Here is a 24,587-nt window from a genome sequence, read left to right as displayed (position 1 = left end):
AATAGCTTGCCCGCGTCTAAAATACCGCGTGCCCACCCGTTGGGTACTGAATAGGAATGCCGCCTTCGCGCAAGCGTTCGCCCAAGTATTCCACTTGACCAATGCGGTAGCGCAAAAAGTCTTCATCGGCGCATTCCCATAAACCTACGTTTAGCGCTTCCATGTCTCGTCCGTTTAATCCGCCGTAGGTAACAAAGCCTTCCATCGGTACGCACAACACTTGTGCGGCTTTAAACAATTCTTCATTGTCTTTAAAGCAGCACAAACCGCCATGTTCACCATGGGGTCTTTCTTGGCCGACATGGTAAACATATCGGCATAGGCGAACATTTCGCGAATTACATCGCCTATGGCCACATCGGCATAGCCCTCTTCGCGTTGTTTGATAAACCAGGCGTTTTCAGCAAAGCGTGCGGCATCAATAATGATAGGAATGCCGTGCTTACGCGCCAAAGTAGCGGCGGCTTTAATATTTGCCATGGCGACGGGTTGGCCGCCCGCGGAGTTACAAGTAATGGTAATAATGACACCGGCCACATTGGCGGCACCGGCGTCGTTAATGGTTTTTTCTAACTGGGGCAGATCAAAATTGCCTTTAAAGTCGAACCATTGTGCGGTGTTGGTCGCCTCTGGCGTTAGCGTGTTAATGGCTTTTGCACCGCTTAATTCAACATGCGCTGCGGTGGTGTCGAAGTGGTAATTAGATATAAAGATGGGCTTAAACTCGCCCGATTCATGGTTGGCTTTAAATTGCTTTTGGCGTTTTTCGATTAGCGTAGGGAATAAAATTTGCTCGGCGCCGCGACCTTGGTGCACAGGAATCACATGTTGGTATTTAAATAAGGTGCGAACCGAATCTTGAAGCTTGATAAAACTGCGACTTCCGGCATAGGCCTCATCGCCTATCATAAGCCCGGCCCATTGGTTTGCACTCATTGCGCCGGTGCCTGAATCGGTGAGTAAGTCGATATACACATCTTCGCTTTTGAGTGAAAACGGGTTATAGCCCGCTTCCTTCAAGGCAACCTCACGGTCTGCAAGGGTGGTCATTTTAATGGGTTCAACCATTTTTATACGAAAGGGTTCAGGAATTCTTTTCATGTTTCAGCTCTTTTTAAAATCAATAAACGTAACCCGCCAACACATCAAAGGCGTTGGCAGTTCATTAAAGTTCAGTCGTTTTTAAAGCGAGATTAGAAGTGTAGGCAGGCGCTAGACAGGCGGTAATCGTGGTTATACCACTGGCTGCTGTCGTTTGTTTGTTGAAAAAAAATTAGCTGCACGATGAAAGCTCTTGTTGTTTGAGCTTACTTTATCCCATTTAGTAGGCGATTCAAAGACGTCATTAAAGGTGAAAGGATTGATTTAACGGCTTAATGCGTACTAAGGTAAGCCAAAATCAATGGAGCCTCACCTTATGAACCACCCTGCTATCAATGTACAGGTTAAACGCGGTGGCATTACCGAATCTGCGCACCAAATTAAAGCAATTATTGTAAACTCCTCGGGTGAAACGCTCCACTCTTGGGGCGATATGGAACCATTGGTGTATCCGCGCAGTGCCATTAAAGCGCTGCAAGCTTTAGCATTTTTAGAGCGAGGCGGTGCGCAAAAATACGATTTTACCGAGCAAGAGATCGCTATTTTAGGTGCTTCACATAATGGCGAGCAAAGACACACCGAAACGGTACAGAAAATGCTAGCTAAGCTGTGGCATACGCCGAAAGATTTCGAATGTGGGCACCATTGGCCCATGTTTGTTGAAGCAGGTTATGAACTTGCAGGTAAAGGTGAAACGCCAAATAACTTGCACAATAACTGTTCGGGTAAACACGCCGGTATGTTGGGTTTGGCAAAGCTACTAAACGTAGACTCTAAAGGTTACATACAGGTGGAGCACGATGTTCAGCAAACCATTGCAGACACTATGGGGCAAATGTGTGAAATAGACTTTTCAACGTTGCCGCATTCTCCCGATGGTTGCTCTGCACCTACATGGGCGATGCCTTTGTTCAACTTAGCCTTAGGTTTTGCAAAATTTGCAGATCCTTCTAATCTTTCAGCTGAGCGACAAAAAGCGTGTAGAACCATGTTCAATGCGGTAGTGAATAACCCGTTCATGGTCGCAGGTACAAAGCGATATTGCACAGAAATGATGGAAGCTTTAGGCCAGCGAGTGTTTTTGAAAGTGGGTGCCGAAGGCGTCTATATAGCCGCTATTCCAGATCTCAAATTAGCTATAGCGTTAAAATGTGAAGATGGCGCAACTCGTGGCGCTGAATCTGTAATGACAGCCTTGTTGCACAAGGTCGGCGCTACAGATCATGTTGATCGTGGTCAATTAGAGAGGTTTGATCGGGTGTCGATTAAGAACTGGAATCAGATTGAGACAGGTGAAATCATCTGTCCGATGTAAAAAACTCACAAAAGACTGACGATTCTCAATACTGTCTTGCATTGTTTTTGATATCGTCGAAATAACTGTATAATCGGTCAATCTTTGGACAAGGTCGTTGAGATAAAATGCATGGATGTAAATTGACGTGGCTGTACCAACTCCTTAATGAGAAAAATAATATGAACTTAAAATCGATCGCCTGCGCCATAGTTGCTGTAATTGCACCGTTAGCGTTGGCCAGTAACCCAGCGGTGGTCTATACCGAGGCGCCTAAATTCGACAGCTCATTTAATGAGGCCATGTATCGCCAAGGGGTTGTGCCGTTTAAGGCCGAATATGGTCGAAATCTCGTTGAGGCGAACCCGAGTTCTCCGGATGAATTTGTCGGTCAATTGACCAATTTAGCAAAGCAGGGTCGTAGCCCTATTATTGCATTGGGGTTTTCTTTCGCATCGGCTCTTCAAGAAGTTGCGCCACAATTTCCCGATACTCAGTTTGCTATTATTGATTCCGTAGTCGATTTACCCAATGTTCAATCAATTGTGTTTAAAGAGCACGAAGGGTCATTCGTGGTTGGCGCGTTAGCGGCGTTAAAAGCAAAGGGCGATAAAATTGGTTTCATCGGTGGTGTAGATTTACCTTTTATTCGCCGTTTTGGTTGTGGCTACGCACAAGGTGCCGCCTATATTAATGATGATATTCAAGTGTATTTGAGTATGGCTTCTACCGATTTTTCGGGCTTTTCGATTCCGGAAAAGGGTAATGAACTGGCCAGTAAAATGATTACTCAAGGTGTCGAGGTGATCTATGCCGCCGCCGGTGGTACTGGGAATGGGGTTTATGAAGCAGCGGCCAACCATTCTAATGTATACGCTATCGGCGTAGATTCTAATCAAAACTTTTTACATACCGGCACCATGTTAACGTCAATGGTTAAGAACGTTGGCATTGCTGCGTATAACGTTCTGGAAGATGCTGAAAAAGGCATTTGGAACCCAGGTGTTACAGAGCTTGGTCTCGCCGAAAATGGTGTTGATTGGGTGTTGGATATTTTCAACCGCGGTTTGGTTTCAAAAAGCGATGAGAAAAAGATCAACAAAATTCGCGACGCTATTAAGTCGGGCAAAATTAAAGTGGTCGATTACAACGCCACCAACCAGTGTCCGGTGCCTTTTATAGAAGGCTAGTGAATAAAATTAGGCACGATCGAAGTTGATTTCATTTATGAATAAAAGATGAATGAAAGTTGACTTGAGCGATGTAACTGGTCATTCAGCGTGTATAATGAAAAAGAATTTTAAGCAATTCCATTGACCATATGGTCAACAAAGCTTAAAGTGGCATCGCCACCAAATGGTATGCCACGCGTAAACTAGAAACACTAACAATAAATACGTATAGAGGACTCTCCATGAAAGCATTATTAACTTTAGCTGCATCTACCGTTATCGGTATGTCTGCATCTGCCATCGCAGCAGACTTTAACCCAGCGGTTGTTTACGATACCGCAGGTAAGTTCGATAAATCATTCAACGAAGCTGTATTCCGTAACGGAGCTGAGAAGTTCTCTATGGATAAAGGCGTTGCCGTTCGTGAATTTGAACCACAAAACGAAGAGCAGCGTGAACAGGGTCTTCGTCGTTTAGCGAGTCGTGGCAATAGCCCAATCGTTGCCGTTGGTTTCAACATGGCTTCTTCAGTAACTAAAGTTGCGGCTGAGTTCCCAGATAGCCAGTTCGTCATCATTGATATGGTTGTTGATCTACCAAACGTTCAGTCTATTGTTTTCTCTGAGCATGAAGGTTCTTTCCTAGTGGGTGCATTAGCGGCACTTAAGTCTGAATCAAACACTGTAGGCTTCGTAGGCGGAATGGACATTCCTCTTATTCGTAAGTTCGCATGTGGTTATGAGCAAGGTGCTAAGCACATTTCTGGTGACATCACTGTATTACAAAACATGGCAGGTTCTACGCCAACAGCATTTAATGACCCTGCTCGTGGTTCTGAGCTTGCTAAGTCTCAAATCTCTAAAGGCGCAGACACTGTATTCGCAGCTGCTGGTGGTACCGGTATCGGTGTTTATCAGGCCGCTAAAGACGAAGGCGTTTTCGCAATTGGTGTAGATTCAAACCAAAACCACATCCAGCCAGGCACAATGTTAACGTCTATGGTTAAGCGTGTTGGTGTTGCAGCTTACGGTGCTTGGGAAGATGCTCAAAACGGTGAGTGGACTCCAGGTATTCAGGTTCTTGGTCTAGCAGAAGGTGGTGTTGACTACGCGGTTGATCAGCACAACGAAGCACTGATTTCTGCAGATGAAAAAGCGAAGGTAGATGCAATCAAAGCTGACATCATCGCTGGTAAGATCAAGGTTCACGACTACATGTCTGACAACACTTGTAACTACTAAGATCGATTAAAATTAAGGCATTGGCTTAAGAGCCAATGCCTTTTTTCGTATCTGGACTATTAAAAAACAGACCACTGTTCTTTAATCGTCTAGTCTTTCAATAACCAACTATCAGGTGCGTCATGACAACTCAACTCGCAATAGAGTTGCGTGGTATCGACAAGCGTTTCGGTGCCGTTCACGCAAACAAATATATCGATCTGAAAGTCGAAAAAGGAACCATTCACGGCATTGTCGGAGAAAATGGTGCCGGCAAATCGACCTTAATGAGTATTATCTATGGCTTCTATGAAGCCGATGAAGGCGATATTCTTATCGATGGCGAAGTTACCCGAATCAGCGATTCAAAAGTGGCCATTGCTTCAGGCATCGGCATGGTTCACCAACACTTTATGTTGATTCAAAACTTTACCGCCCTAGAAAACGTTGTATTAGGCGCTGAGAGCGGCGAGTTAATCGATAAAAGTCTTGATAAAGCTCGTGCAGAGTTAAAACGCCTAGCCGATGAATATGGCTTAGATGTGCCTTTAGATACACCGGTTCAAGAGCTGTCTGTGGGTATGCAGCAGCGCGTCGAAATTTTAAAAGCTCTGTACCGAGGCGCTAAAATCTTAATTTTAGATGAGCCGACGGGCGTACTTACGCCACAAGAAACAGAGCATCTATTTAAAGTATTAGCCTCGCTGAAAGAGCAAGGCAATACCGTTATGTTGATCACCCATAAGTTACAAGAAATTATGGCCGCCACAGATAACGTTAGCATTATGCGTCGTGGTGAAATGGTGGCTCATGTTAAAACCGCCGAAACCAGCCGTGAAGACTTAGCTGAATTAATGGTCGGCCGTAAAGTTCTGTTGCGTGTTGATAAGCAACCTGCAGAACCAAAAGACGTATTGCTAGACGTTAAAAACGTCTCATTGAAAAACGATGCCGGCGTTGTTCGCCTTGATAATGTGAGCTTCAACGTGCGTGCTGGTGAAATTGTTGGTGTTGCCGGTGTCAGTGGTAATGGTCAGTCTGAGCTTTTAGATGTTATCGCTGGGATTGAGCCTTTGCAAAATGGTTCTATCGACATTAACGGGCATACCATCACTAAAGAAAACCCGTTAACACCCTCTGAAATACGCGACATAAAAGTGGGTCACATTCCTGAAGACCGACATAAGATGGGTTTGATTAACTCTTTCCCTGCGGAACAAGCCTATATTCTTGGTTTCCATCGCCATCAAGACTACAACGGTAAATTACTCACGAAAGTCGAAGCCATTACCGAAGACTGCAAAGCCAAAATGGAAAAATGGGATGTGCGTCCTCAAGACCCAAATCTCAAAGCCGCAAATTTCTCTGGTGGTAACCAGCAAAAACTAGTCATTGCACGAGAAATGGAACAAGACCCCGATGTACTTTTGGTTGGTCAGCCTACTCGTGGTGTTGATATCGGTGCAATTGAAACCATTCACCAACGCGTTATCGATATGCGAGATGCCGGCAAAGCCGTGTTGCTCATTTCCGTTGAGCTTGAGGAAATCATGAGCTTAGCGGATCGAATTTTGGTGATGTTCGATGGACAAATCGTCGGTGAAGTACCGGCCGATAAGGCAAATGAACAAATCTTAGGATTAATGATGGCCAATATTGTGCCTGATGAAGTTAAAGCACTGCAGCAGGAGACCAACGTATGAGTGCGCAACGAATTCCCGCGTGGATCTATGTAGTCATTATCCCCATCGTTAACATCATGTTAGCGGCGCTCGCAGCCGGTATTATGTTTTGGTACTTAGACATTAACCCAATTGAAGCTGTAAACACGATGGCCTATGGTGCCTTTGGTGATTCTTACGGCTGGGGTTATACCCTTTATTACACAACGAGCTTTATTTTTACTGGCCTAGCGGTGGCGGTTGCCTTTCAGGCGGGCTTATTCAACATTGGCGGCGAAGGCCAGGCCTATGTGGGTGCATTGGGCGTAGGCATTGTCTGTTTAGCCTTAGGTGACGTACTGCCTTTCATCATTCTGTTACCGCTTAGCATTATGGCGGCGGGCATTTTTGGTGCAGCATGGGCTTATATTCCAGCCTTTTTACAAGCTAAGCGTGGCTCTCACATTGTAATTACGACCATTATGTTCAACTTCATTGCAGCATCTTTGATGGGTTATCTATTAGTAGAAGTCTTCAAAGTTGAAGGCTCGATGTCAGTTGAAAGTGCGGTCTTTGCTCAATCGGCTTGGATTCCAAAAATATCTGAAGTGCTTTCGCCTTTAGGCATAAACCTGCAGCGCTCACCTTTAAACCTATCAATAGTTTGGGCATTAATATGCTGTGTGGGTGTGTACTTCTTTATGTGGCGTACCCGTTGGGGCTATGAAATTAGAGCCACTGGGCAAAACCCAAGTGCGGCTAAATACGCCGGTATCCCGCTTGATAAAACTATTATTATGACCATGCTGGTTTCTGGCATGTTAGCCGGTTTCTTCGCGCTTAACGTGGTTCAAGGTGAAGCCCACCAAATTAAACTGAACCTTGTCAATGGCTTTGGATTTACAGGTATTGCGGTAGCATTAATTGGCCGAAACCACCCAGTGGGTATTATCTTAGCAAGCTTGTTATTTGGTTTCTTGTATCAAGGTGGCGGTGAGTTGCAGTTTGAATACGGCGTTGACCCTCGCATAATCGTCGTCTTACAAGGCTTAGTTATCTTGTTCTCTAGTGCCTTAGAAAACATGACAAAGCACCCTGTTGAAAAAGCGTATTTAAAATTGTCTGCGCTGTTAACTAAACCAGATGCGAAGGAGGCTTAATCATGGAAGCGTTCACTAATTTAATCCTTATTTTAGATGCAACATTGCGTGTAGCAACGCCTCTAATCTTTGCGGCTTTGGCCGGTATGTTTTCAGAACGATCTGGTATCGTAAACATTGCTTTGGAAGGCAAAATTTTGGCATCGGCCTTTGCCGGTGCTGCTGCGGCCTATGTAACCAACTCACCTTGGATGGGCCTTTTGGCCGGTGTAATGGTTTCGGTTGTATTTGCAATGATGCACGCATTTGCAACGGTTACTCACAACGGTGACCAAGTCGTTTCTGGTATGGCCATTAACATTTTAGCGGCCGGTTTAACGGCTGCACTGGGTAATTACTGGTTTAAGCAAGGTGGTAACACGCCAAACCTAGTAGATTCTGCGAATGGCATTAATGCTCGCTTCGAACCACTTAATTTTCCGTTTGCCGATGCGTTAGCCGATGTTCCTATCATTGGGGGTATTTATTCCGAGCTGATCAGCGGGCACTTTTTGCTGGTCTATGTGGCACTTATCATGGTTCCGATTACCTGGTTTATATTATTTAAAACACGCTTTGGCTTGCGCCTTCGAGCCGTAGGTGAAAACCCATCGGCTGTAGATACCGCGGGTATTTCTGTTACCACCATGCGTTATTCTGCCTTGTTAATTTGTGGTATTCTGGCTGGTTTGGCCGGTGTTTATTTATCGGTTGCGGTAACGGCTCAGTTCTTACCGAACATGAGTGCGGGTAAAGGTTATATGGCCTTAGCGGCGCTAATTTTTGGTAAATGGCATCCTCGTGGCGCACTGTTAGCCTGCTTAATGTTTGGTATCTTGCAAGCTATTGCAGACAGAACTCAAGGAGCCGCTATTGGTACATTTACCATCCCAGTGCAGCTGATTGAAGCATTGCCATACATCTTAACGGTCATCCTATTAGGTGGCTTTATTGGCCGAGCTGTGGCACCAAAAGCTATTGGTAAACCGTACGTGAAAGAGCGTACCTAATATAACTGAATTCACCCAGCGTTAGATTGGGGCTTCACTGAGACAACCTGTCTTGAGCCAAGCTCTTGGCAGGTTTTTTTTAATAAGGCGAAATAACAATGACTCAACCCACCGTACCAACACTTGATATCTCTAGTTTTGCGAAAGACCAAGATGCGTTCGTTGCCCAACTAGGCGCAGCCTACCAAGAATGGGGCTTTGCGGGCATTCAAAACCATGGTATTTCTACAGACCTCATTCGACGTGCCATGGCTGTTATGGAAGCGGTTTTTTCGTTGCCAGAAGACACTAAAAAACAGTACTTTAAAGACAACGGTGGTACTCGCGGTTATACGCCTTTCGGAACTGAAATTGCTAAAAACGCAGACCATGTAGATTTAAAAGAGTTTTGGCACGTAGGCCGTGAAATTAGCGGAACACCACCGTACCCGCAGTTGACGCCGAATGTATGGCCTGAAGAAGTTCCTGAGTTTAAGCCGGTCATGTTAGAGCTGTTTACCGAGCTCGATAAGCTGGCCAATACAATGTTAAGAGCATTTGCGTTATTTATAGGTGAAAAAGCGGATTTCTTTGAAGACAAGGCAAACTGGGGTAACTCAATTTTACGCCCATTACACTACCCGCCTATTACCGATCCGAGCTTACCGAATGTTCGTGCTGGTGCACATGAAGACATTAACCTTATTACGTTACTGGTCGGTTCCGAGCAAGAAGGTTTAGAAGTGCTCAGTAAAAAAGGCGAATGGGTTGGCATCTCAATGATCGAAGGTACGATTATTTGTAACGTTGGTGACATGCTGCAACGTTTAACCAATAAAGTGCTGCCTTCAACAACGCATCGAGTGGTGAATCCAAAAGGCGAAGCTGGAAAAACGTCACGTTACTCGATTCCGTTTTTCATGCACGCCAATCCAGATATGTCTTTAGATTGCTTGCCTCAATGCGTCACCGAAGAAAATCCGAAACAGTTTGAACCCACGACGGCTCATGACTACCTAATGGAACGCTTACGAGAAATCGGCCTGGTAAAGTAAGGCAGTTAAAGGGGCGCTAGCCCCTTTTTTAATGCTAGTACTTTAGCGTTTTCTTTTGCTTAAGATGGTTGTTTATCATCTTACCAAATTGCCGGTGCTTCTCACGTTGTTGCCATTTATTACTGGCTGCGAAGTCTGCTTCTCTTTGTAGTTTGAGGTAGTTCGACCAGCGGCGCATTGTCAGTTCGCCAGCCTCAATGGCCTCTTGAATGGCACATCCTTCATCACCTTCATGTTGACAATTACGAAACTTACATCGCAACTTCAAAGCTTCAATATCATCGAATACTTCAGCAATGCCATCGCTCACATCCGTAATTCTAAGCTCTCTCATACCGGGTGTGTCTATTACCCAAGTCCCCGTCGGAGAAAGGTGCATTGATCGATCCGTTGTAGTGTGCCGTCCTTTGGCATCATCTACCCGAATGCCTTGGGTCGCCTGTGCCTCTCTACCCAGAACTGCATTCGTAAGCGTAGATTTTCCCACACCAGAGGACCCAACAAAGGCAATGGCATCACCTTTGACCAGCCAAGGTTTAAGGTGGTCAATCGCTTCTTCAGATAAAGCATCCACTACCACCACGGGTGTGTTTACATGTATGCTTTTTGCTTGGGCTTCATAGTCTTCAACACTGTTTGTCAGATCGGCTTTTGTGAGAACAATCACTGTCGGAATTTTTGCCTCTAATGCCAGAGCCAAATAGCGTTCTAACTTACTGACGTTAAAGTCTTTATTGCACGAGCTAACTAAAAACAACGTATCAACATTTGCGGCTATCGATTGAGGTTTTGGGTTGCTGCCAGCCGCCGTGCGTTTTAAATAACTTAAACGCTCGAATACACGTGCACGACTGTGTTCAAAATCTACCCAAACCCAATCCCCTACCGTGGGTCGAAACTCTGGATCATCTTTTTGATCAAATAATCTGAGAGGCAATAATGACTCGCCTTGTTCAGATAAAACGCCGATAACATCCCGTTGAGCACTAACAACGCGAGCAACATAGCCTTGTTCTAAATCTTCTAACGTTAATTGTTGTTGTAAAATAGGTCGCCAACCGAGATCGGTCAGTGACATTTTATTTGGATTGTTCAATGGTATAACCCCAAATTAATAAAATTAAAAAGGGTCATCAATAGATGGCCCGATGCAAAAGTTAAGCACCGAGAAGCTGAAGGTAATTTTTAAAAAGAGTGTTAAATTACGCGCCAGATCCTAAGTGCGTTTTGTTTAATACAATCATATTTAACCCTCCGAATTGAGAAAACGCCGTGAAAAAGGCGATAGAAATTTGGCGTGATACTGCGCCTTTCAAATTTAAAATGCAACACTGATTTAAAAAGTTTTCCAAAAAGCGCTTGCCTTTTTGAATGGCTTGTTCTAACTTTGTCGACACTCAGTTGCACATTGTGCAAAACACTCACCCGTCTTACGGCATATTTTAATGATTAGTTTTAAATAGGAATAACCAAATATGACTATGTTAATCACAGTACCATACGGCGCCTTTGCAGCGCTTGGAAATACCTTCTGACGGGTAGCTAATCGTTTGTCGATTGCCCGTCTGATAAATTCGCGGGCTTTCGAATACGACCAAAAACTATTAATCGTATTTTTAAAAAGCTCGCTAAATTGCGGGCTTTTTTGCGTGTTGGTGTTGTGAAAAAGTCTTAGAAAACAAAGCATTAAGGAAGATAACGTGAACAAGAAAGCTTCACAGCGTAATCAAATATTAATAGATTTAATTCATCAAAAAAAATGGCCCTACCTCGGCGCAATTATTAGCGTGGGTATTGCCAGTTACTTTATGTTTCTAGTACCAACCATTGGTAAGTTAGTGATAGATCGAGTCATTACCGAGCCGCGTGTTCACAATGGTGACAAGATTGATGCCGTAATTAGTTGGGTCGGTGGGCCAGATGCCCTAGCCAACCAACTTTGGTTAGCCGGTTTGGCCATTGTCATCGTTACAGCATTGAGCGGTCTTTTTATGTACCTCAAAGACTACCTCGCCGCAGGTGCTTGCGAAACGACGGTTCGAGAACTGAGGAATAAACTCTACCATCATTTACATCACATCGATGAGCGCTATTTAAATAATGCCGACAGTGGTGACATTCTTCAGCGTTGCACATCCGATATTGATACATTGCGAGAGTTTTTAACCATGCAAGTGATGAATATAGGCCGAACCATTATTTTAATGGCCGTCGTTATTCCACTGATGTTTATGCAAAATGCGTGGCTTACGGTTCTTTCACTCATATTGGTACCTGTAGTTTTATACTACGGCATGGTGTTCTTTGTAAAAGTTCGAGAATTGTTTCAGAAAGTAGACGAAGCCGAAGGCGAACTGACTACCATAGTCCAAGAAAACCTTACCGGTATTCGAGTGGTACGCGCTTTTGCTCGCCAAGACTATGAGTGTGAAAAATTTGATGAAAAAAATGCGCGATACAGTGATTTAAACTACAAACTTATTTGTATGTTTGCCAACTTCTGGTCGCTCTCAGATTTATTGTGTATTGCGCAGAGCGGCATTGTTCTCATCGGCGGAGGCTGGTTAACCGCGCAAGGTCATATTTCGTTCGGTACCTACTTTGCATTCATTGGATACACCAATTTGTTAATTTGGCCGATTCGACAGTTAGGCAAAGAACTCAGTGAAGCTGGCAAAGCCACCGTAGCGATTGGCCGAATTCAAGAAATATTAGAAGCGCCAGAGGAAGAAGAACTCCAGAATGTTACGCCTTTACCAGACCGAATCATGGGGGCGATAAAATTTGAGAATATACACTTTCAGTACGATAAAGATCGCCCAGTGCTCACCGACGTAAGTTTTGATGTTGCCCCTGGAGAAACCATAGCCATTGTAGGTCCTACCGGTGCTGGTAAGAGTACCCTGATCCAATTGCTGATGCGTTTACATGATTATGAACAAGGGTCTATTTCAGTAGATGGTATTGAACTGAGTTCAATTGCTCGAAAGGATATTCGTCACCAAATAGGCACACTACTTCAAGAGCCGTTTTTATTCAGTCGAAGCTTACGTGAAAACATTAAGTTCAGTCACTTAGAGGCCAGCGATGGCGCAATGGTTCATTCGACAACAGCGGCGGCTGTTCATCACACTATTGAAAGTTTCCAAGGTGGTTATAGCACCGTCATTGGTGAACGGGGTGTGAGTTTAAGTGGTGGCCAAAAGCAACGGGTAACTTTGTCTCGTACTTTATTAAATACGCCACCCATTTTGGTGCTAGATGACACGCTCAGTGCTGTAGATGCCTCGACTGAGCAAAAGATTATCTCGGCCTTGCATGAGAAAAAGGGTGAGCAAACGCTGCTCATAATTACGCATCGAATCAGTGTGTGCCAAAAGGCAGACCGAATAATTGTGATGCAAGACGGTCGGATTACTGATCAAGGAACGCATAACGAATTGACTCATCGAGATGGTTTTTACAATGAGCTATGGGAAATTCAAAGCGACCAAAAAGACCAATTTGAATCGGAAATTAAAGTAACGGTTTAAGCTGTTACGGAGAAGGAATTAAGATGGACGCTACACAAAATAGTACGCCTTTTGAAAAAGGCGCCTGGAAAGCGGTTTTTAACCGATGCTACCAGCCACAAAAAAAACTATTTCACCGAGTGATCGCACTTGCACTAACGACGGCTGGTGTTGAAGCCAGCTTTACGTTGATTACAAAAGAAGTCTTCGACGAAATTGCTGATAAAGGAGCGGATGCTCAGCTGTTAGGTTATGGGCTGGTATTCTTTACTGCATTAGCCGTGCTCGTGATATGCATTAGAAGCTTTATTCGGCTTACCGGTAAGTTGTCGATGACGCTCATGTACGAGCTAAGAAAAGAGAGTTTCGAACACCTACAATCTCTATCGTTTTCATTTTATGACAACAACGCCGTAGGCTGGTTGGTTTCTCGAATAACTTCTGATACAGCCCGTATTGCCAGAATAGTTGCCTGGGGGACACTGGATTTGTTTTGGGGAATACCCATGATTCTGGCGATCTTTATTGTGCTTTTTGTTTTAGACGCAAGAATGGCCTTAATTGTATTGGCCTTATTCCCATTGTTGGCCGGCGTGGCTTGGGTGTTTAATCAAAAAATACTGAACAGTTCGCGTGAGTTACGTAAAACTAACTCAAGGCTAACCGCTGTATATAACGAAGGGATTGCAGGCATACAAACCAGTAAAATCTTGGTACGTGAACAGCAAAATTTAAAAGAATTTAAAGTCGATACCGATAAGATGTACGGGCTATCTATGCATAATCTGTTACTGACGTCGGCATTTTTTCCTTTTGTAAACGTCTTTGTCAGCTTGGCCGTGGGTATTGCTCTTTGGCTAGGCGGTGTTGATGTACTTGCTGGTGTATTAACGCTAGGTACCTTAGTCGCGTTTATGAATTATGCACGTACACTGATGGATCCAATGTTGGAGGTCAGTGAAACCTTGGCCAACTTACAGCGAACAACCGCCTGTGTTGAGCGAGTTATGGGGTTATTAGTCGTTGAGCCAACGATTAAAGATTCTGACGCAGTTGTTGAACTAATGAAGCGAGCCTATGAATCGGATCACCAAACTCTTGATGGTTTAGAAAATGATATTCGAGATATAGAATTTAAAGATATTCAGTTTTCATATAAACCAGACGAGCCCGTACTCTCAGACTTCAATTTGAAAGTTCCAGCCGGTTCTACCGTGGCACTCGTTGGTCCAACTGGAAGCGGTAAATCAACTGTCGTCAGTTTACTGTGTCGTTTCTATGAGCCAAACCAAGGGCAAGTATTGGTTAACGGTGTTGATTACCGAGATCGTAGTCTTTTATGGCTGCAATCGAATCTAGGCATTGTATTGCAAACACCGTTTCTTTTTACCGGCACCATTCGATCAAACATACGATACGGTAAGTTAGATGCGACAGACGCTGAAATAGAAGCGGCCGCAAAAGCTGTTAACGTTCACGATATTATCATGGGTATGGAGCATGGTTATGAAACACAGGTACAAGAAGGGGGGACAAACCTTTCTACAGGGCAAAAACAATTAATCAGTTTTGCCCGCGCCATTATTCATGATCCGCAAATTTTAGTGATGGATGAAGCCACGTCGTCGGTTGATACGCAAACAGAAGCTCGCCTGCAAAAGAGCTTAGCCACAGTGCTGAAAGGCCGCACCAGCTTTATCATTGCTCATCGGCTTTCAACCATTCGCAATGCGGATGTGATTGTCGTGATAGAAGATGGCAGGTTGATCGAACAAGGCAGTCACAGTGAATTGCTAGAGAAAAAGGGTCATTACTTTGAACTTTACCAAAAGCAGTTCAAAAACGAACTGGAGGAAACGCTATTGAAAGAAGGTGAGATATAATCGCCTAACCTAGTGAACGGTAGCTAAAGCATTTGCCTTAGCTACTGTTGACTGAGTTCAACAGCACCTACTTCTTTTTTTCCCAAGATGTCGTCAGGATTGCGCAGTTTGCATGATTGCAACGATAGGCAGCCGCAGCCAATGCAATCTCCCAAGTGATCGCGTAATTTTTCAAGCCTTGATATTCGAGCATCAAGCTCATGCTGCCATTGTTTAGACATTTTTAACCAATCTTGTTTGGTCGGTGCTTTGTTGGTGGGCAAGCAGGCCATCGACTGGGCGATATCTTTTAAGCTAAGACCAAGCTGTTGCGCAGTTTTAATAATCGCTACTCTTCGAAGGACACTTCGTTCATAGCGGCGTTGATTCCCCTGATTTCGACGGCTCGTTATTAGTCCTTTAGATTCATAAAAGTGTAATGTCGGTACCGAGATTCCGCTACGCTTTGCCACTTCGCCCACACTTAATTCCATAAACACTCCTTAAAGGCTTGACCTAAAGTTAACTTGAGGTTTTAAACTGCATCATACACAGCAACGAATACATAAGGAAACTAGATGACGAGTTTTTATCGCGCCTTTCTCTGCGGTCGTTTTTTTGATGGCCTGTCTTCAGGCATGTTTATGATGGCATTGCCTTGGCTTATGCTGGCCAATGGGGCGAGTGGCGCTTTGGTTGCATTAACGGCTTTTGTTTGTACAGCGGGTTCATTTTTGCTTACACCCATATTGGCTACTTATATTGATCGTCATTCGCGCAAAAATATCCTTATCGGTGTTCAATGTATACAGGCGCTTACGGCTGCCTTGGTTTTTATGAGTTTTGTGAAAGGTGATGCGCACATAGGAGTGCTCATCTTCGCTCAGCTGGTTTTTTGGTGGACCGGTGATTTTGCATGGAGTACCAACTCAGCCTTCACTCAAGAACACTTCAACGCCAATGAATACCCTATGGTTTCTGGTCGACTAGAAATGGTCATGCAAACTACATCGCTCGGCTCAGGGGCGGCGGGAATTTTATTGATGTCGATTTGGTCAATGCGAGAATTCTCAGCTTTTGCAATGATCGCCTCCCTAATTGCGGCACTATGCTACGGGCTAATGCCCTACCGCCGGCAGCTCAGTGTTGTTCTAAAGTCTTCATTTATTGCGCAGCTGGTAGAAACTAAAACTATTTTTCAGCGCCAGCCTAGATTTTTTATATTTTTAGCATTGTCATGCCTTTCATACCCCGTATTAACCTTTTTATCGAAATTAATACCAATTTATTTTTCTGAGTTGGGCTTAACAGGCGATTACTTTGCAGCTTGGAAAGTGGCTTACGGGCTAGGAGCGCTCATTTGTGGGATCGGTGTAGCCAAACTGTTAGAAAATTTTGAAACTGAAAAAGTGATGTTTAACAGCGTGTTGATACTCTCGATGCTATTGGTGGCTATGTTTATTATTTTGAATCCACTTTTGTTAATAGTGTTTACACTGCCTTTTGGCTTTTTTAATTCATTTAACCGAATCGCCAGAACGGTAAAAATGAGCCGCGAACTTAATGTATCGGAACGGGGCCGTATCGATGGCGGTTTAAAACTATTTTCTACGATGAGCCAAAGTTTAGGTTACGTGTTGATTGCTTGGCTAAGCCATTCGCAAATGACATATCTTGGATTTTTAATTGCAGCCATTATTCTGCTCGTGTCGGCATTTGCCATGAAAGCTCTGTTTAAGCAAAGCGCGCATATACCGGTTTAGTGCGCCTTAGCTCTTATAACAATAAAGATTCCACTCATAATAATGGCGAGTGACACAATTAAGAGAGTTGTTAAGCGGTCGCCAGTAAATAAAACGCCACCAAATGCGGCCAGCGCTGGAACCAATAATTGAGATACGGCCGCTTGGCTGGTGGTCAATTTTGGTAACACGGTGTACCACAGTGCGTAACCAATACCAGAGGCTAAAGCGCCCGAAGCAATGGCAAGCGAGACGCCTGAAAACTCTACATATTGTATGGAAGCGCTAAAGAAAATAATCGGCAATGACATAATTGAAGCCCTTATAAAATTGCCGGTCGTTAATAAGGTGGGTGAAACAGCTCCCTTACCTAATAGCGTATAACTGCCCCAGGCTATACCTGAAGCCACCATAAGCAAAATGCCAAGGCTTGTAGTACCTGAGCTTAAGTTAGGTAAGATCAATACGACAAAACCCATAAAGGCAATAATTAGCCCTACCCACTCCATGATAGAAAACCGTTGGCCGCGAACATAACTTATTATTAACATGGTTAACTGAACTGTCGTAAATAGAATGAGAGCGCCAGTTGCGGTGTCTAAGTGGAGATAGCCATAAGAAAAGCATACTGCATACATCCACAGAGAAAATGCGCCCAACCAAGTTCCCGATGTAAAAACGCCTTGCACGCTGTTTCTATTTACAAAGAAACAGATAATCGCCAAGGTCATAGCTCCACTGATTAAGCGAATTAAAGTGAAGTTCCCAGGGTCGATAAGCCCTTGCGCCAATGCCATTCGAGTCAGTACGGAATTAGCCGCAAAAGCAACAAGCGCTAAGCTGGTCATTACAATGAGTTTTATCAAGGACACGAAAAGAAGGCTTCTCAGTCGAAAGGTGAGCCCCTACAATAACATTGAACAATCAAATCCGTCACGAGCAACAGGCTTCTTTAATGCGTATTTACTCTCTAATCACTTCTTTGTTTAAACATCAAAAGCTTTGGCTGGGGTTGTTGGTGTTTTCGCTGAGCAGTTGTTCTATGACGCCAACGTTGCAGTATGCCGGCGCAAATAGTGCCTTTGAGCGATACCAAATTGCCGATAAAGTAAGCCTAGATGAACTCGATTTTGTCGAAGTGCACTACGCGACCAACCGGCTCATTCAATCGCCGGGGAAACTGGCCAACATCACCGATGATCGAGGCTCTCTCACCTATGGTGCTTCGCTAATTAGTATTCCCAAAGCAACTTATCAAACCGCCGATGCCAAGCTAGCGTTTGTTTGGGGACCTGTTGGAATTAATCGTAATCCGAGTAAAAATATTTTCTTACACGATGTTAGTACGTTAAACCCCAGTGAATTCTTTCATGAAGTGAGCCACACAGAAAAATCGCAAAACGATCACGCGCTATTATATGTACATGGTTATAACGTCACCTTTGAAAATGCCATTCGCATTGCTGCACAGTTAAAGCATGACATGGGGTTTTCAGGTCTCGCCTTTGCGTTTAGCTGGCCTTCTCGGGGGAATTTCGCCCAATATACGGTAGATGAAGCCAATGTTGAGTGGAGTAAAGTTGATTTTATAAAGACAGTTAAAAGTATATGTGACCAAACTCAAGTAAAAACGCTCGATATCATTGCGCATTCGATGGGCTCAAGACTGGTCACTTCGGCGTTGATCAACCTGTTTAACGATTCACCCAGTTATCGAAAGTGTTTAGGAGAATTGGTGTTGGCCTCTCCAGACATTGATGCCGATTATTTTAAACGAGATTTATTACCACGATTATCAGCGCACCACCTGCCTATTACTTTGTACTCATCGTCAAAAGACGTCGCCTTAAAAGCCTCTAAAACCATACATGGCAAATACCCACGCGCAGGTGAATCGGGTAAAGACATCACGGTCGCCAAGGGTGTAGAAACGATTGATACCTCTGAAGTAAGCGACAGTATGTTTGGTCATTCAGATTATGCCGAAACGGCTATTTTGATTAAAGATTTGTCTGGATTGTTGGTCGAAGGCAAGCGAGCGGAGCAGCGAGAGCATTTGGTCGCCGTGCCGTATCAAAACACTGAGTTAAATTACTGGATTTTGCGGCACAACTTAACGCAGCCATTAAAACAGTGATTATTGCCTCAAGGTCACGAGTGGCCTCATAAAAGAGCGTGCTTGTGAGCAGGGATTTAACTCGCGCAAAGAATACTGGGAGATTGGAGTTATCTGATCAACAATCTCCGCATTCACTCATAACTCGAAAGCATCCACATGACTCAGTTAAATAAAGTATCTAAAACCGTAGCGCGCTTAGAAAAAGCGCCTAAATTTATGCGTACATGGGTACTTTCAACCGCGTTCGGTACCATGATCCCTTACGCCGGTCGTTCAAAGGTTCGCGTTGAAAAGCTGACCCACTCCCAATCGGTCATCACCATCAAAAATAAGCGCAGTGTTCAAAACCATATTGGTAGTATTCATGCGACTGCAATCGCTATTGCGGCCGAATCAGCAACGGGCTATTTAGTTGCGATGAACGTGCCCGATTCAAGCGTGCCAGTGATAAAGACCCTCAAGGTTGATTATGAAAAGCGCTGCAAGGGCAACATAACCGCCGAAGCACATTTAACCGATGCCCAAAGAGAGCAAATTAAGACTCAAGAAAAGGGTGAGGTTACCGTACCTGTGACCATTATTGACGGGGAAAATAAGCAGCCCGTGCAGTGTGAAATGATATGGGCATGGACTCCTAAGCGGCGTTAGATTAGCAACGACAATGGCAAATTAAAGAGACTCAAACACAATGCTGCCCCCTCAGTTCAAGGGGGCTTCTCCATTGTACTCACTCAGAGCATTAACAATCTGTCCAAGTAACGCCATCGGTACTGCATTGCTCTACTGAACTATTTCCATTGCGAACTGTACGTTTCAAACCGGAATCGCCATTACTTCGTAAGAATATATACTCATTGTTAGCGCTGTTTCGGTAAGTTTTTGACCAAAACGCATAGTCTGGTGTGTTTACCTCGTCTTCGTAACGGTAAGGTAGGTTTTCTGCAAAGTTTATTAGTTTGTCGCGATCTAAGTCTTTATAGATGGCTTTAAGGTCAACCCAGTTATCCATAAAGCCAAAGCGGCCGTTTTCACGACGAAAGGCGAATTGGCTGCCGTATTTTTTTTGTCCACTGACCGAGTCTACTAAGATGTAACGCAAATAGGCCTTCTGAGTAAAATTCTCTGGTTTACATTGAGATTCCTCTTTTACTTCTTCACTGATTAAGTTGATTAACTGATAGGTGGTATTCCCTGAAGTTGCCGATACCTTTTCCTTAATATCACAGCGGTACCCTGTGGCTATTTTTTCTGGCTCAACGGTAGCTTGATAAGTTAACGAAGCGCATCCTGTCAGAGTTGAAAAAGCAGTGATGGTGGCAAGTAGCTTAAGTTTCATTCTAATTCCTTTTTAGAATTTTTAGTTTCGGCGTCAATATACAACAATTATTACCGTAGCAAAATGGCAAGGGGTGAAATTATAAAGGGTGCTTATTTCAATAGCTTTTAACAGTAAGCACACATTGAATTTGTAGTTTTATATACAGAATTGCAATTAAAACGGTGGAATTTAGGTTGCGAGCTGAGAAAAAGTGCCCATAATGTAATTAAATTACATTTTACCGATCGGGAGAGCAACATGAATATAGTCATTGTTGGCGGAGGTGCAGGTGGTTTGGAATTGGCGACGCGATTAGGTCGCAAATTTGGACGACGTAAAAAAGCCAACATCACTTTAATCGATCGGAACAATACTCACCTATGGAAGCCACTACTTCATGAAGTGGCTTCGGGCAGTTTAGATATGGGCGTAGACTCGCTCAGCTACAGAGCCCATGCTTATAATCACCATTTTCGATTCAAGCTCGGTTCACTGAGCGGGATAGATCGGAACACCAAAACAATTACACTCGCCTCATTAACCGATGAAGAAGACCAAGAGGTATTGCCCGAGCGCAAAGTAGATTACGACATACTGGTGTTAGCCTTAGGCAGTGTCACTAATGATTTCGGAACACCAGGGGTTAAGGAGCACGCACTCTTTTTAGATGCTGCAACGCAGGCTGAAAAATTCCACACCAAATTATTGAATGGGCTACTAAAGCTAAATAAAAATGCGGAGCAAGATAAGTCTGCCGTATACCGCATTGCTATTGTTGGCGCTGGAGCGACCGGTGTCGAGCTTTCAGCAGAATTGCACCACACCTTTAATACCATGAAAGCCTATGGTCTTAATGAGCTAAAGCCATCACAACTTAAAATCAGCTTAATAGAGGCAGGCCCTCGTATACTGCCTGCACTGCCCGAGCGGATATCGGCATCGGCGCATAAAGAACTCGGTGAATTAGGCGTGGATGTAAAAACGAATACGCTCGTAGCGCGCGGTGAAGCGGGCGCCTTTATTACTAAAGACGATCAAGCCATAGAAGCCGATTTACTCGTTTGGGCCGCCGGAATCAAGGTTCCCGATCAGTTCGCCGCTATGTCTGATTTAGAGACTAATCGCATAAACCAGTGGCAGGTAAAGCCTACTCTGCAAACCACACTCGATAACAACATATACGCCCTTGGCGATTGTGCCGCCTGCATCATGCCCGATGGCAAACAAGTTCCTCCAAGGGCTCAATCGGCACACCAAATGGCGTCGCATGTCTATTTGAATATTGCTCGGCAGTTAAAAGGGGAGCCAGCAGATAAAGAATACCAATACACGGATTACGGCTCACTGGTTAACCTAAGCCGATACTCAACCGTAGGTAGCCTCATGGGCAATTTGTCTAAAGGCAGCATGATGATAGAAGGCCGTATCGCGCGGCTAATGTATGTTTCGCTGTATCGATTACATCAACTCGCTTTGCATGGTTGGGTGAGAACAGGGTTACGGATGGTGTCTGATCGAATCAATAAAATTATTCGCCCTCGTTTAAAGTTGCATTAAAAGCACCTCCCAGACCATAGTCGTATTCTCAACGGCTATGGAACCCATCTATGCTGTTATAAATTAACACTGAATCAGAGCGGGAAACGAAATTATGTCGACATCCTTTAAAGCACTCATCGTTGAAAAATCAGAAGACAAACAGTTCAGTCGCCATATCGGCGAGCGCACCATTGATGAGTTACCGGAAGGTGAAATACTCATAAAAGTTCAGTACTCATCGCTTAATTATAAAGATGCGTTATCGGCCACAGGCAACCCTGGTGTTAGCCGGATCTTTCCGCATACGCCCGGTATTGATGCCGCAGGCACCGTCGTTGAAAGCCAGAGTGACGCCTTCAAAAAAGGCGATGAAGTGATCGTGACCAGCTATGATTTAGGCATGAACACCGCTGGTGGGCTGGGCCAATATATTCGCGTTCCCCAGCAGTGGGTGCTAAAACGCCCACAAGGGCTAACCGCAAAAGAAGCGATGGGCTTCGGAACGGCCGGTTTAACCGCCGCATTGATGATCAGTGCACTGCAAAGTAATGGCGTAACACCAGAGAAAGGCCCTGTTTTAGTGACCGGAGCAACAGGCGGCGTTGGCTCAATCGCGGTATCTATATTATCGAAGCTAGGGTTCAACGTAACGGCCGCCACTGGCAAGGCCAGTGCTGAAGACTTCTTAAAGCGTCTCGGCGCCAGTGAAGTAATTAACCGTGAGACATTGCTAGATAACAGCCGACCCATGTTTAAAGAGCACTGGGCAGGAGTAGTCGATGTGGTGGCAGGTGATACCTTAGCCAATGCAATAAAATCGTGCCAATACAATGGTGTTGTCACCGCCAGTGGTTTAGTCGGCGCAGTCGATTTTACGACATCGATATTTCCATTCATCTTAAGGGGGGTGCGATTAATCGGTATCGATTCAGTAGAGTGCTCAATGGATGTTCGAACTCAAGCATGGCAAGCGCTCGCGAGTGACTATAAGGTAGAAACACTCGAAAGCTTAGTTACCGAGATAACCTTAGACCAAGCTGAATCATCATTGCTGGCCATGCTAAAAGGACAATCTCATGGTCGAATCGTAGTAAACATGGAAAATTCTTAGCCACAAGTTACACTGTAGAGACTAATTTTAAAATGACAGTGGACACAGTTAATCGATGAGCGAACAATATTTAAATAACCCGTTACATGGACTCAAATTAGACGTATTGCTAACGGAGCTCGTCGATTTTTATGGCTGGGAAATACTCGCCGCTGCTTTAAACTTTAACTGCTTTAAAACCAATCCATCGATCAAAGGCAGCGTAAAGTTCTTCAGAAAAACCGAATGGGCGCGACATAAACTAGAAGCGTTCTACCTTTACCGCTACAAGCACCTGCCAAGACCAGACGACAAGCAGTTTGCGCTGCCACCGAGAGATCGCATCATTCCAGAGCACCAGAAGCCTCGCGACTCAGTTGTGTTAACGCTAGAAGAGTTAGAGCGTATTAATGAGCGTAAAGCGAAGAATGCACCTAAGTCAAACCGCGGTCGGCCTAACAATAGAAGCGATTCACATTATCGAAGCAAAACACCTTCAACTAAGCCTTCAGATGACAGTGCAGACCCATGGGCAAACGCCCGTAAAATAATTGCTGAAAAGAATGGCGATAACAGTTAGTGGAATAAATCATAAAATGAAAACAGCGCTTCATGAGTGTGTGGCGTTATTCGCTGATAAGGTTTCTTACGCAAAGGCTCGCATAGCCTATAAAGTTTAGCCAAATTAACCCCTACAATTAACCTTCACTGTGTTATCTATACATAAATAAGGCGTTGTCCTTCATTGTCCTTCGTTGAACGAGCTGACAACTCGTAGTTTCATGGGCCTAAGCGAGCCAGCTTTGGATGCTTTTAAATTTCATTTGTTGATATTTATTCTCATTATCAGTTGCAATTCATTATCATCTAGGGATAATGCGAACCATTATCAATTGAAGGAGATTAATATGGTCAAGCAACTCGTTTCGCTTTGTGCTGCCCTACTCATTAGTAGTTTAACTTTTGGTCAAATTACCGTGAATGATGAGTTAGGAACTGTCGAACTTGATTCTGTTCCAGTACGAGTAGTGGCATTAGAATTCTCTTTTGTCGATGCCTTGGCAAGCTTAGGTATTGCTCCTGTGGGCGTAGCAGATGATGGCGATAAAACACGCGTTATTGAACAAATTAGAGCGCGCATAGGTGAAGACTGGGTATCTTTAGGTTCACGTTCTCAGCCCAGCTTGGAAGTGATTGCTTCGCTCAAGCCAGACTTAATTATTGCCGATCGTGAACGCCATGAAGCGATATATGAAGATCTAAAACGCATTGCCCCAACGCTTATATTGAAAAGCCGTGGTGAAACATACCAAGACAACTTAAAATCCGTGATTAAAGTAGCTAGTGCTTTCGATCGAGAAGGTGAAATGGCGCAAAAAGTCGCTGAACATAGCCAAAAGATGGATGCCTTTGCAAAGCAAATAGATAACGATGCAAGTTTGTTGTTTGCTGTGTCGAGTGCGCGCGGTGTCTATATGCATGCACCAAAAGCCTATGCCGGAGGGGTGGTAAATCGTCTAGGGCTACGATCGCCCGTACCCGATGAAACAGAAGCGTATGTACAAACAACCATTGAAGGATTAGTCAAAGCCAACCCAGATTATTTTTTAGTGGGTGAATATGGTGAAGAAACGGTAATTGATACGTTTAAAGAAAATAGCTTGTGGACCTTAATGAGTGCGGTCAAAAATGATCACTATGTTGAAACAGATCCTCGCCTTTGGTCGCTTAATCGCGGCATGATAGCAGCGAAATTTGGCTGAAGAAATTATTG

27 protein-coding genes are annotated in these 24,587 nt (G+C 44.2%); 18 read left to right on the top strand and 9 right to left on the bottom strand.

Annotated elements, in window-relative coordinates; genetic code table 11:
* Nucleotides 1-16: 16 nt before the first annotated feature.
* On the bottom strand, nt 17-238 hold the full coding sequence (locus QWZ13_RS19975) for a hypothetical protein (RefSeq protein ID WP_353959033.1): 222 nt from the start codon (nt 236-238) through the stop codon (nt 17-19).
* Complete coding sequence (locus QWZ13_RS19625; RefSeq protein WP_353959032.1) at nt 175-1,050, bottom strand: tryptophanase; 876 nt, start codon at nt 1,048-1,050, stop codon at nt 175-177. Before QWZ13_RS19625 ends, QWZ13_RS19975 begins: the two co-directional genes overlap by 64 nt.
* Nucleotides 1,051-1,054: 4 nt before the next feature.
* Here QWZ13_RS19625 and QWZ13_RS19620 point away from each other — a divergent pair, with 4 nt between their 5' ends.
* Together QWZ13_RS19620 and QWZ13_RS19615 are read left to right on the top strand one after the other, a co-directional pair.
* Nucleotides 1,055-1,186: a hypothetical protein gene (locus tag QWZ13_RS19620; protein WP_290280170.1), complete on the top strand. Its 132-nt coding sequence runs from the start codon at nt 1,055-1,057 to the stop codon at nt 1,184-1,186.
* 216 nt (nt 1,187-1,402) lie between these two features.
* Nucleotides 1,403-2,416 carry an asparaginase gene (locus QWZ13_RS19615; RefSeq protein ID WP_290280169.1) on the top strand — a complete coding sequence of 338 codons (1,014 nt, stop codon included), beginning with the start codon at nt 1,403-1,405 and terminating at the stop codon, nt 2,414-2,416.
* A gap of 25 nt (nt 2,417-2,441) precedes the next feature.
* Here the strand turns inward: QWZ13_RS19615 and QWZ13_RS19610 are convergent, their stop codons facing one another.
* Entirely contained in the window at nt 2,442-2,606 is a 165-nt protein-coding gene (locus tag QWZ13_RS19610) for a hypothetical protein (protein ID WP_290280168.1), read from the bottom strand.
* Between QWZ13_RS19610 and QWZ13_RS19605 the strand changes: the two genes are divergently transcribed.
* From QWZ13_RS19605 to QWZ13_RS19580, 6 genes are all read left to right on the top strand, one after another.
* A complete protein-coding gene (locus QWZ13_RS19605) occupies nt 2,578-3,585 on the top strand; it encodes a BMP family lipoprotein (protein WP_290280167.1) in 1,008 nt (335 codons plus the stop codon). The two genes, QWZ13_RS19610 and QWZ13_RS19605, sit on opposite strands and share 29 nt — an antisense overlap.
* 224 nt (nt 3,586-3,809) lie before the next feature.
* The gene (locus QWZ13_RS19600; protein WP_216000772.1) at nt 3,810-4,808 is read left to right on the top strand and encodes a BMP family lipoprotein; all 999 of its coding nucleotides are present in this window, start codon (nt 3,810-3,812) and stop codon (nt 4,806-4,808) included.
* A 122-nt stretch (nt 4,809-4,930) separates the two neighbouring features.
* Nucleotides 4,931-6,490: an ABC transporter ATP-binding protein gene (locus QWZ13_RS19595; RefSeq protein ID WP_290280166.1), complete on the top strand. Its 1,560-nt coding sequence runs from the start codon at nt 4,931-4,933 to the stop codon at nt 6,488-6,490.
* On the top strand, nt 6,487-7,608 hold the full coding sequence (locus QWZ13_RS19590) for an ABC transporter permease (protein ID WP_216000770.1): 1,122 nt from the start codon (nt 6,487-6,489) through the stop codon (nt 7,606-7,608). Before QWZ13_RS19595 ends, QWZ13_RS19590 begins: the two co-directional genes overlap by 4 nt.
* 2 nt (nt 7,609-7,610) lie before the next feature.
* The gene (locus tag QWZ13_RS19585) at nt 7,611-8,597 is read left to right on the top strand and encodes an ABC transporter permease (protein ID WP_290283462.1); all 987 of its coding nucleotides are present in this window, start codon (nt 7,611-7,613) and stop codon (nt 8,595-8,597) included.
* A gap of 98 nt (nt 8,598-8,695) precedes the next feature.
* Entirely contained in the window at nt 8,696-9,631 is a 936-nt protein-coding gene (locus QWZ13_RS19580; RefSeq protein WP_290280163.1) for an isopenicillin N synthase family dioxygenase, read from the top strand.
* 34 nt (nt 9,632-9,665) lie between these two features.
* Here the strand turns inward: QWZ13_RS19580 and rsgA are convergent, their stop codons facing one another.
* The 3 genes from rsgA to QWZ13_RS19565 all read right to left on the bottom strand — a co-directional run bounded on the left by rsgA (nt 9,666) and on the right by QWZ13_RS19565 (nt 11,339).
* Nucleotides 9,666-10,727, bottom strand: coding sequence for a ribosome small subunit-dependent GTPase A (rsgA, locus tag QWZ13_RS19575; protein WP_290280162.1), 1,062 nt, complete (start codon nt 10,725-10,727; stop codon nt 9,666-9,668).
* A gap of 106 nt (nt 10,728-10,833) precedes the next feature.
* Nucleotides 10,834-11,028: a hypothetical protein gene (locus tag QWZ13_RS19570; RefSeq protein ID WP_290280161.1), complete on the bottom strand. Its 195-nt coding sequence runs from the start codon at nt 11,026-11,028 to the stop codon at nt 10,834-10,836.
* The gene (locus tag QWZ13_RS19565; protein ID WP_290280160.1) at nt 11,013-11,339 is read right to left on the bottom strand and encodes a hypothetical protein; all 327 of its coding nucleotides are present in this window, start codon (nt 11,337-11,339) and stop codon (nt 11,013-11,015) included. Before QWZ13_RS19565 ends, QWZ13_RS19570 begins: the two co-directional genes overlap by 16 nt.
* On the opposite strand from QWZ13_RS19565, the gene QWZ13_RS19560 reads away from it, so the two are divergent.
* Together QWZ13_RS19560 and QWZ13_RS19555 are read left to right on the top strand one after the other, a co-directional pair.
* Nucleotides 11,332-13,164 carry an ABC transporter ATP-binding protein gene (locus QWZ13_RS19560; RefSeq protein ID WP_290280159.1) on the top strand — a complete coding sequence of 611 codons (1,833 nt, stop codon included), beginning with the start codon at nt 11,332-11,334 and terminating at the stop codon, nt 13,162-13,164. The two genes, QWZ13_RS19565 and QWZ13_RS19560, sit on opposite strands and share 8 nt — an antisense overlap.
* Nucleotides 13,165-13,187: 23 nt before the next feature.
* Nucleotides 13,188-15,026, top strand: a complete 1,839-nt coding sequence (locus QWZ13_RS19555) for an ABC transporter ATP-binding protein (protein WP_290280158.1) — start codon at nt 13,188-13,190, stop codon at nt 15,024-15,026.
* 41 nt (nt 15,027-15,067) lie between these two features.
* Here the strand turns inward: QWZ13_RS19555 and soxR are convergent, their stop codons facing one another.
* On the bottom strand, nt 15,068-15,499 hold the full coding sequence (gene soxR / locus QWZ13_RS19550) for a redox-sensitive transcriptional activator SoxR (protein ID WP_290280157.1): 432 nt from the start codon (nt 15,497-15,499) through the stop codon (nt 15,068-15,070).
* A gap of 84 nt (nt 15,500-15,583) precedes the next feature.
* Here soxR and QWZ13_RS19545 point away from each other — a divergent pair, with 84 nt between their 5' ends.
* Nucleotides 15,584-16,768, top strand: coding sequence for an MFS transporter (locus tag QWZ13_RS19545; protein WP_290280156.1), 1,185 nt, complete (start codon nt 15,584-15,586; stop codon nt 16,766-16,768).
* Here QWZ13_RS19545 and QWZ13_RS19540 read toward each other — a convergent pair.
* The gene (locus QWZ13_RS19540; protein WP_290280155.1) at nt 16,765-17,619 is read right to left on the bottom strand and encodes a DMT family transporter; all 855 of its coding nucleotides are present in this window, start codon (nt 17,617-17,619) and stop codon (nt 16,765-16,767) included. The genes QWZ13_RS19545 and QWZ13_RS19540 overlap by 4 nt on opposite strands.
* On the opposite strand from QWZ13_RS19540, the gene QWZ13_RS19535 reads away from it, so the two are divergent.
* From QWZ13_RS19535 to QWZ13_RS19525, 3 genes are all read left to right on the top strand, one after another.
* Nucleotides 17,600-17,737, top strand: coding sequence for a hypothetical protein (locus QWZ13_RS19535; protein ID WP_290280154.1), 138 nt, complete (start codon nt 17,600-17,602; stop codon nt 17,735-17,737). The two genes, QWZ13_RS19540 and QWZ13_RS19535, sit on opposite strands and share 20 nt — an antisense overlap.
* The gene (locus tag QWZ13_RS19530) at nt 17,703-18,884 is read left to right on the top strand and encodes an alpha/beta hydrolase (RefSeq protein WP_353959006.1); all 1,182 of its coding nucleotides are present in this window, start codon (nt 17,703-17,705) and stop codon (nt 18,882-18,884) included. The genes QWZ13_RS19535 and QWZ13_RS19530 overlap by 35 nt, the downstream gene beginning before the upstream one ends.
* 138 nt (nt 18,885-19,022) lie before the next feature.
* Nucleotides 19,023-19,514, top strand: coding sequence for a DUF4442 domain-containing protein (locus QWZ13_RS19525; protein ID WP_290280153.1), 492 nt, complete (start codon nt 19,023-19,025; stop codon nt 19,512-19,514).
* 91 nt (nt 19,515-19,605) lie between these two features.
* Here QWZ13_RS19525 and QWZ13_RS19520 read toward each other — a convergent pair whose 3' ends face one another.
* Nucleotides 19,606-20,202 carry a hypothetical protein gene (locus tag QWZ13_RS19520; RefSeq protein ID WP_290280152.1) on the bottom strand — a complete coding sequence of 199 codons (597 nt, stop codon included), beginning with the start codon at nt 20,200-20,202 and terminating at the stop codon, nt 19,606-19,608.
* A 240-nt stretch (nt 20,203-20,442) separates the two neighbouring features.
* Between QWZ13_RS19520 and QWZ13_RS19515 the strand changes: the two genes are divergently transcribed.
* The 4 genes from QWZ13_RS19515 (at nt 20,443) to QWZ13_RS19500 (ending at nt 24,576) form a co-directional block, all read left to right on the top strand.
* Entirely contained in the window at nt 20,443-21,741 is a 1,299-nt protein-coding gene (locus tag QWZ13_RS19515; protein WP_290283234.1) for an NAD(P)/FAD-dependent oxidoreductase, read from the top strand.
* Between the two features lie 94 nt (nt 21,742-21,835).
* A complete protein-coding gene (locus QWZ13_RS19510) occupies nt 21,836-22,834 on the top strand; it encodes an oxidoreductase (protein ID WP_290280151.1) in 999 nt (332 codons plus the stop codon).
* Between the two features lie 55 nt (nt 22,835-22,889).
* The gene (locus QWZ13_RS19505) at nt 22,890-23,393 is read left to right on the top strand and encodes a VF530 family protein (RefSeq protein WP_290280150.1); all 504 of its coding nucleotides are present in this window, start codon (nt 22,890-22,892) and stop codon (nt 23,391-23,393) included.
* Between the two features lie 175 nt (nt 23,394-23,568).
* Nucleotides 23,569-24,576, top strand: a complete 1,008-nt coding sequence (locus tag QWZ13_RS19500) for a Fe(3+) dicitrate ABC transporter substrate-binding protein (protein WP_290283461.1) — start codon at nt 23,569-23,571, stop codon at nt 24,574-24,576.
* The last annotated feature ends 11 nt before the right edge of the window (nt 24,577-24,587 follow it).

Origin of the sequence: Reinekea marina (genome assembly GCF_030409715.1) — a bacterium.
In the GTDB taxonomy this organism is placed as follows: Bacteria; Pseudomonadota; Gammaproteobacteria; order Pseudomonadales; family Natronospirillaceae; genus Reinekea; species Reinekea marina.
This window is presented reverse-complemented; position numbering and strand designations above follow the sequence as displayed.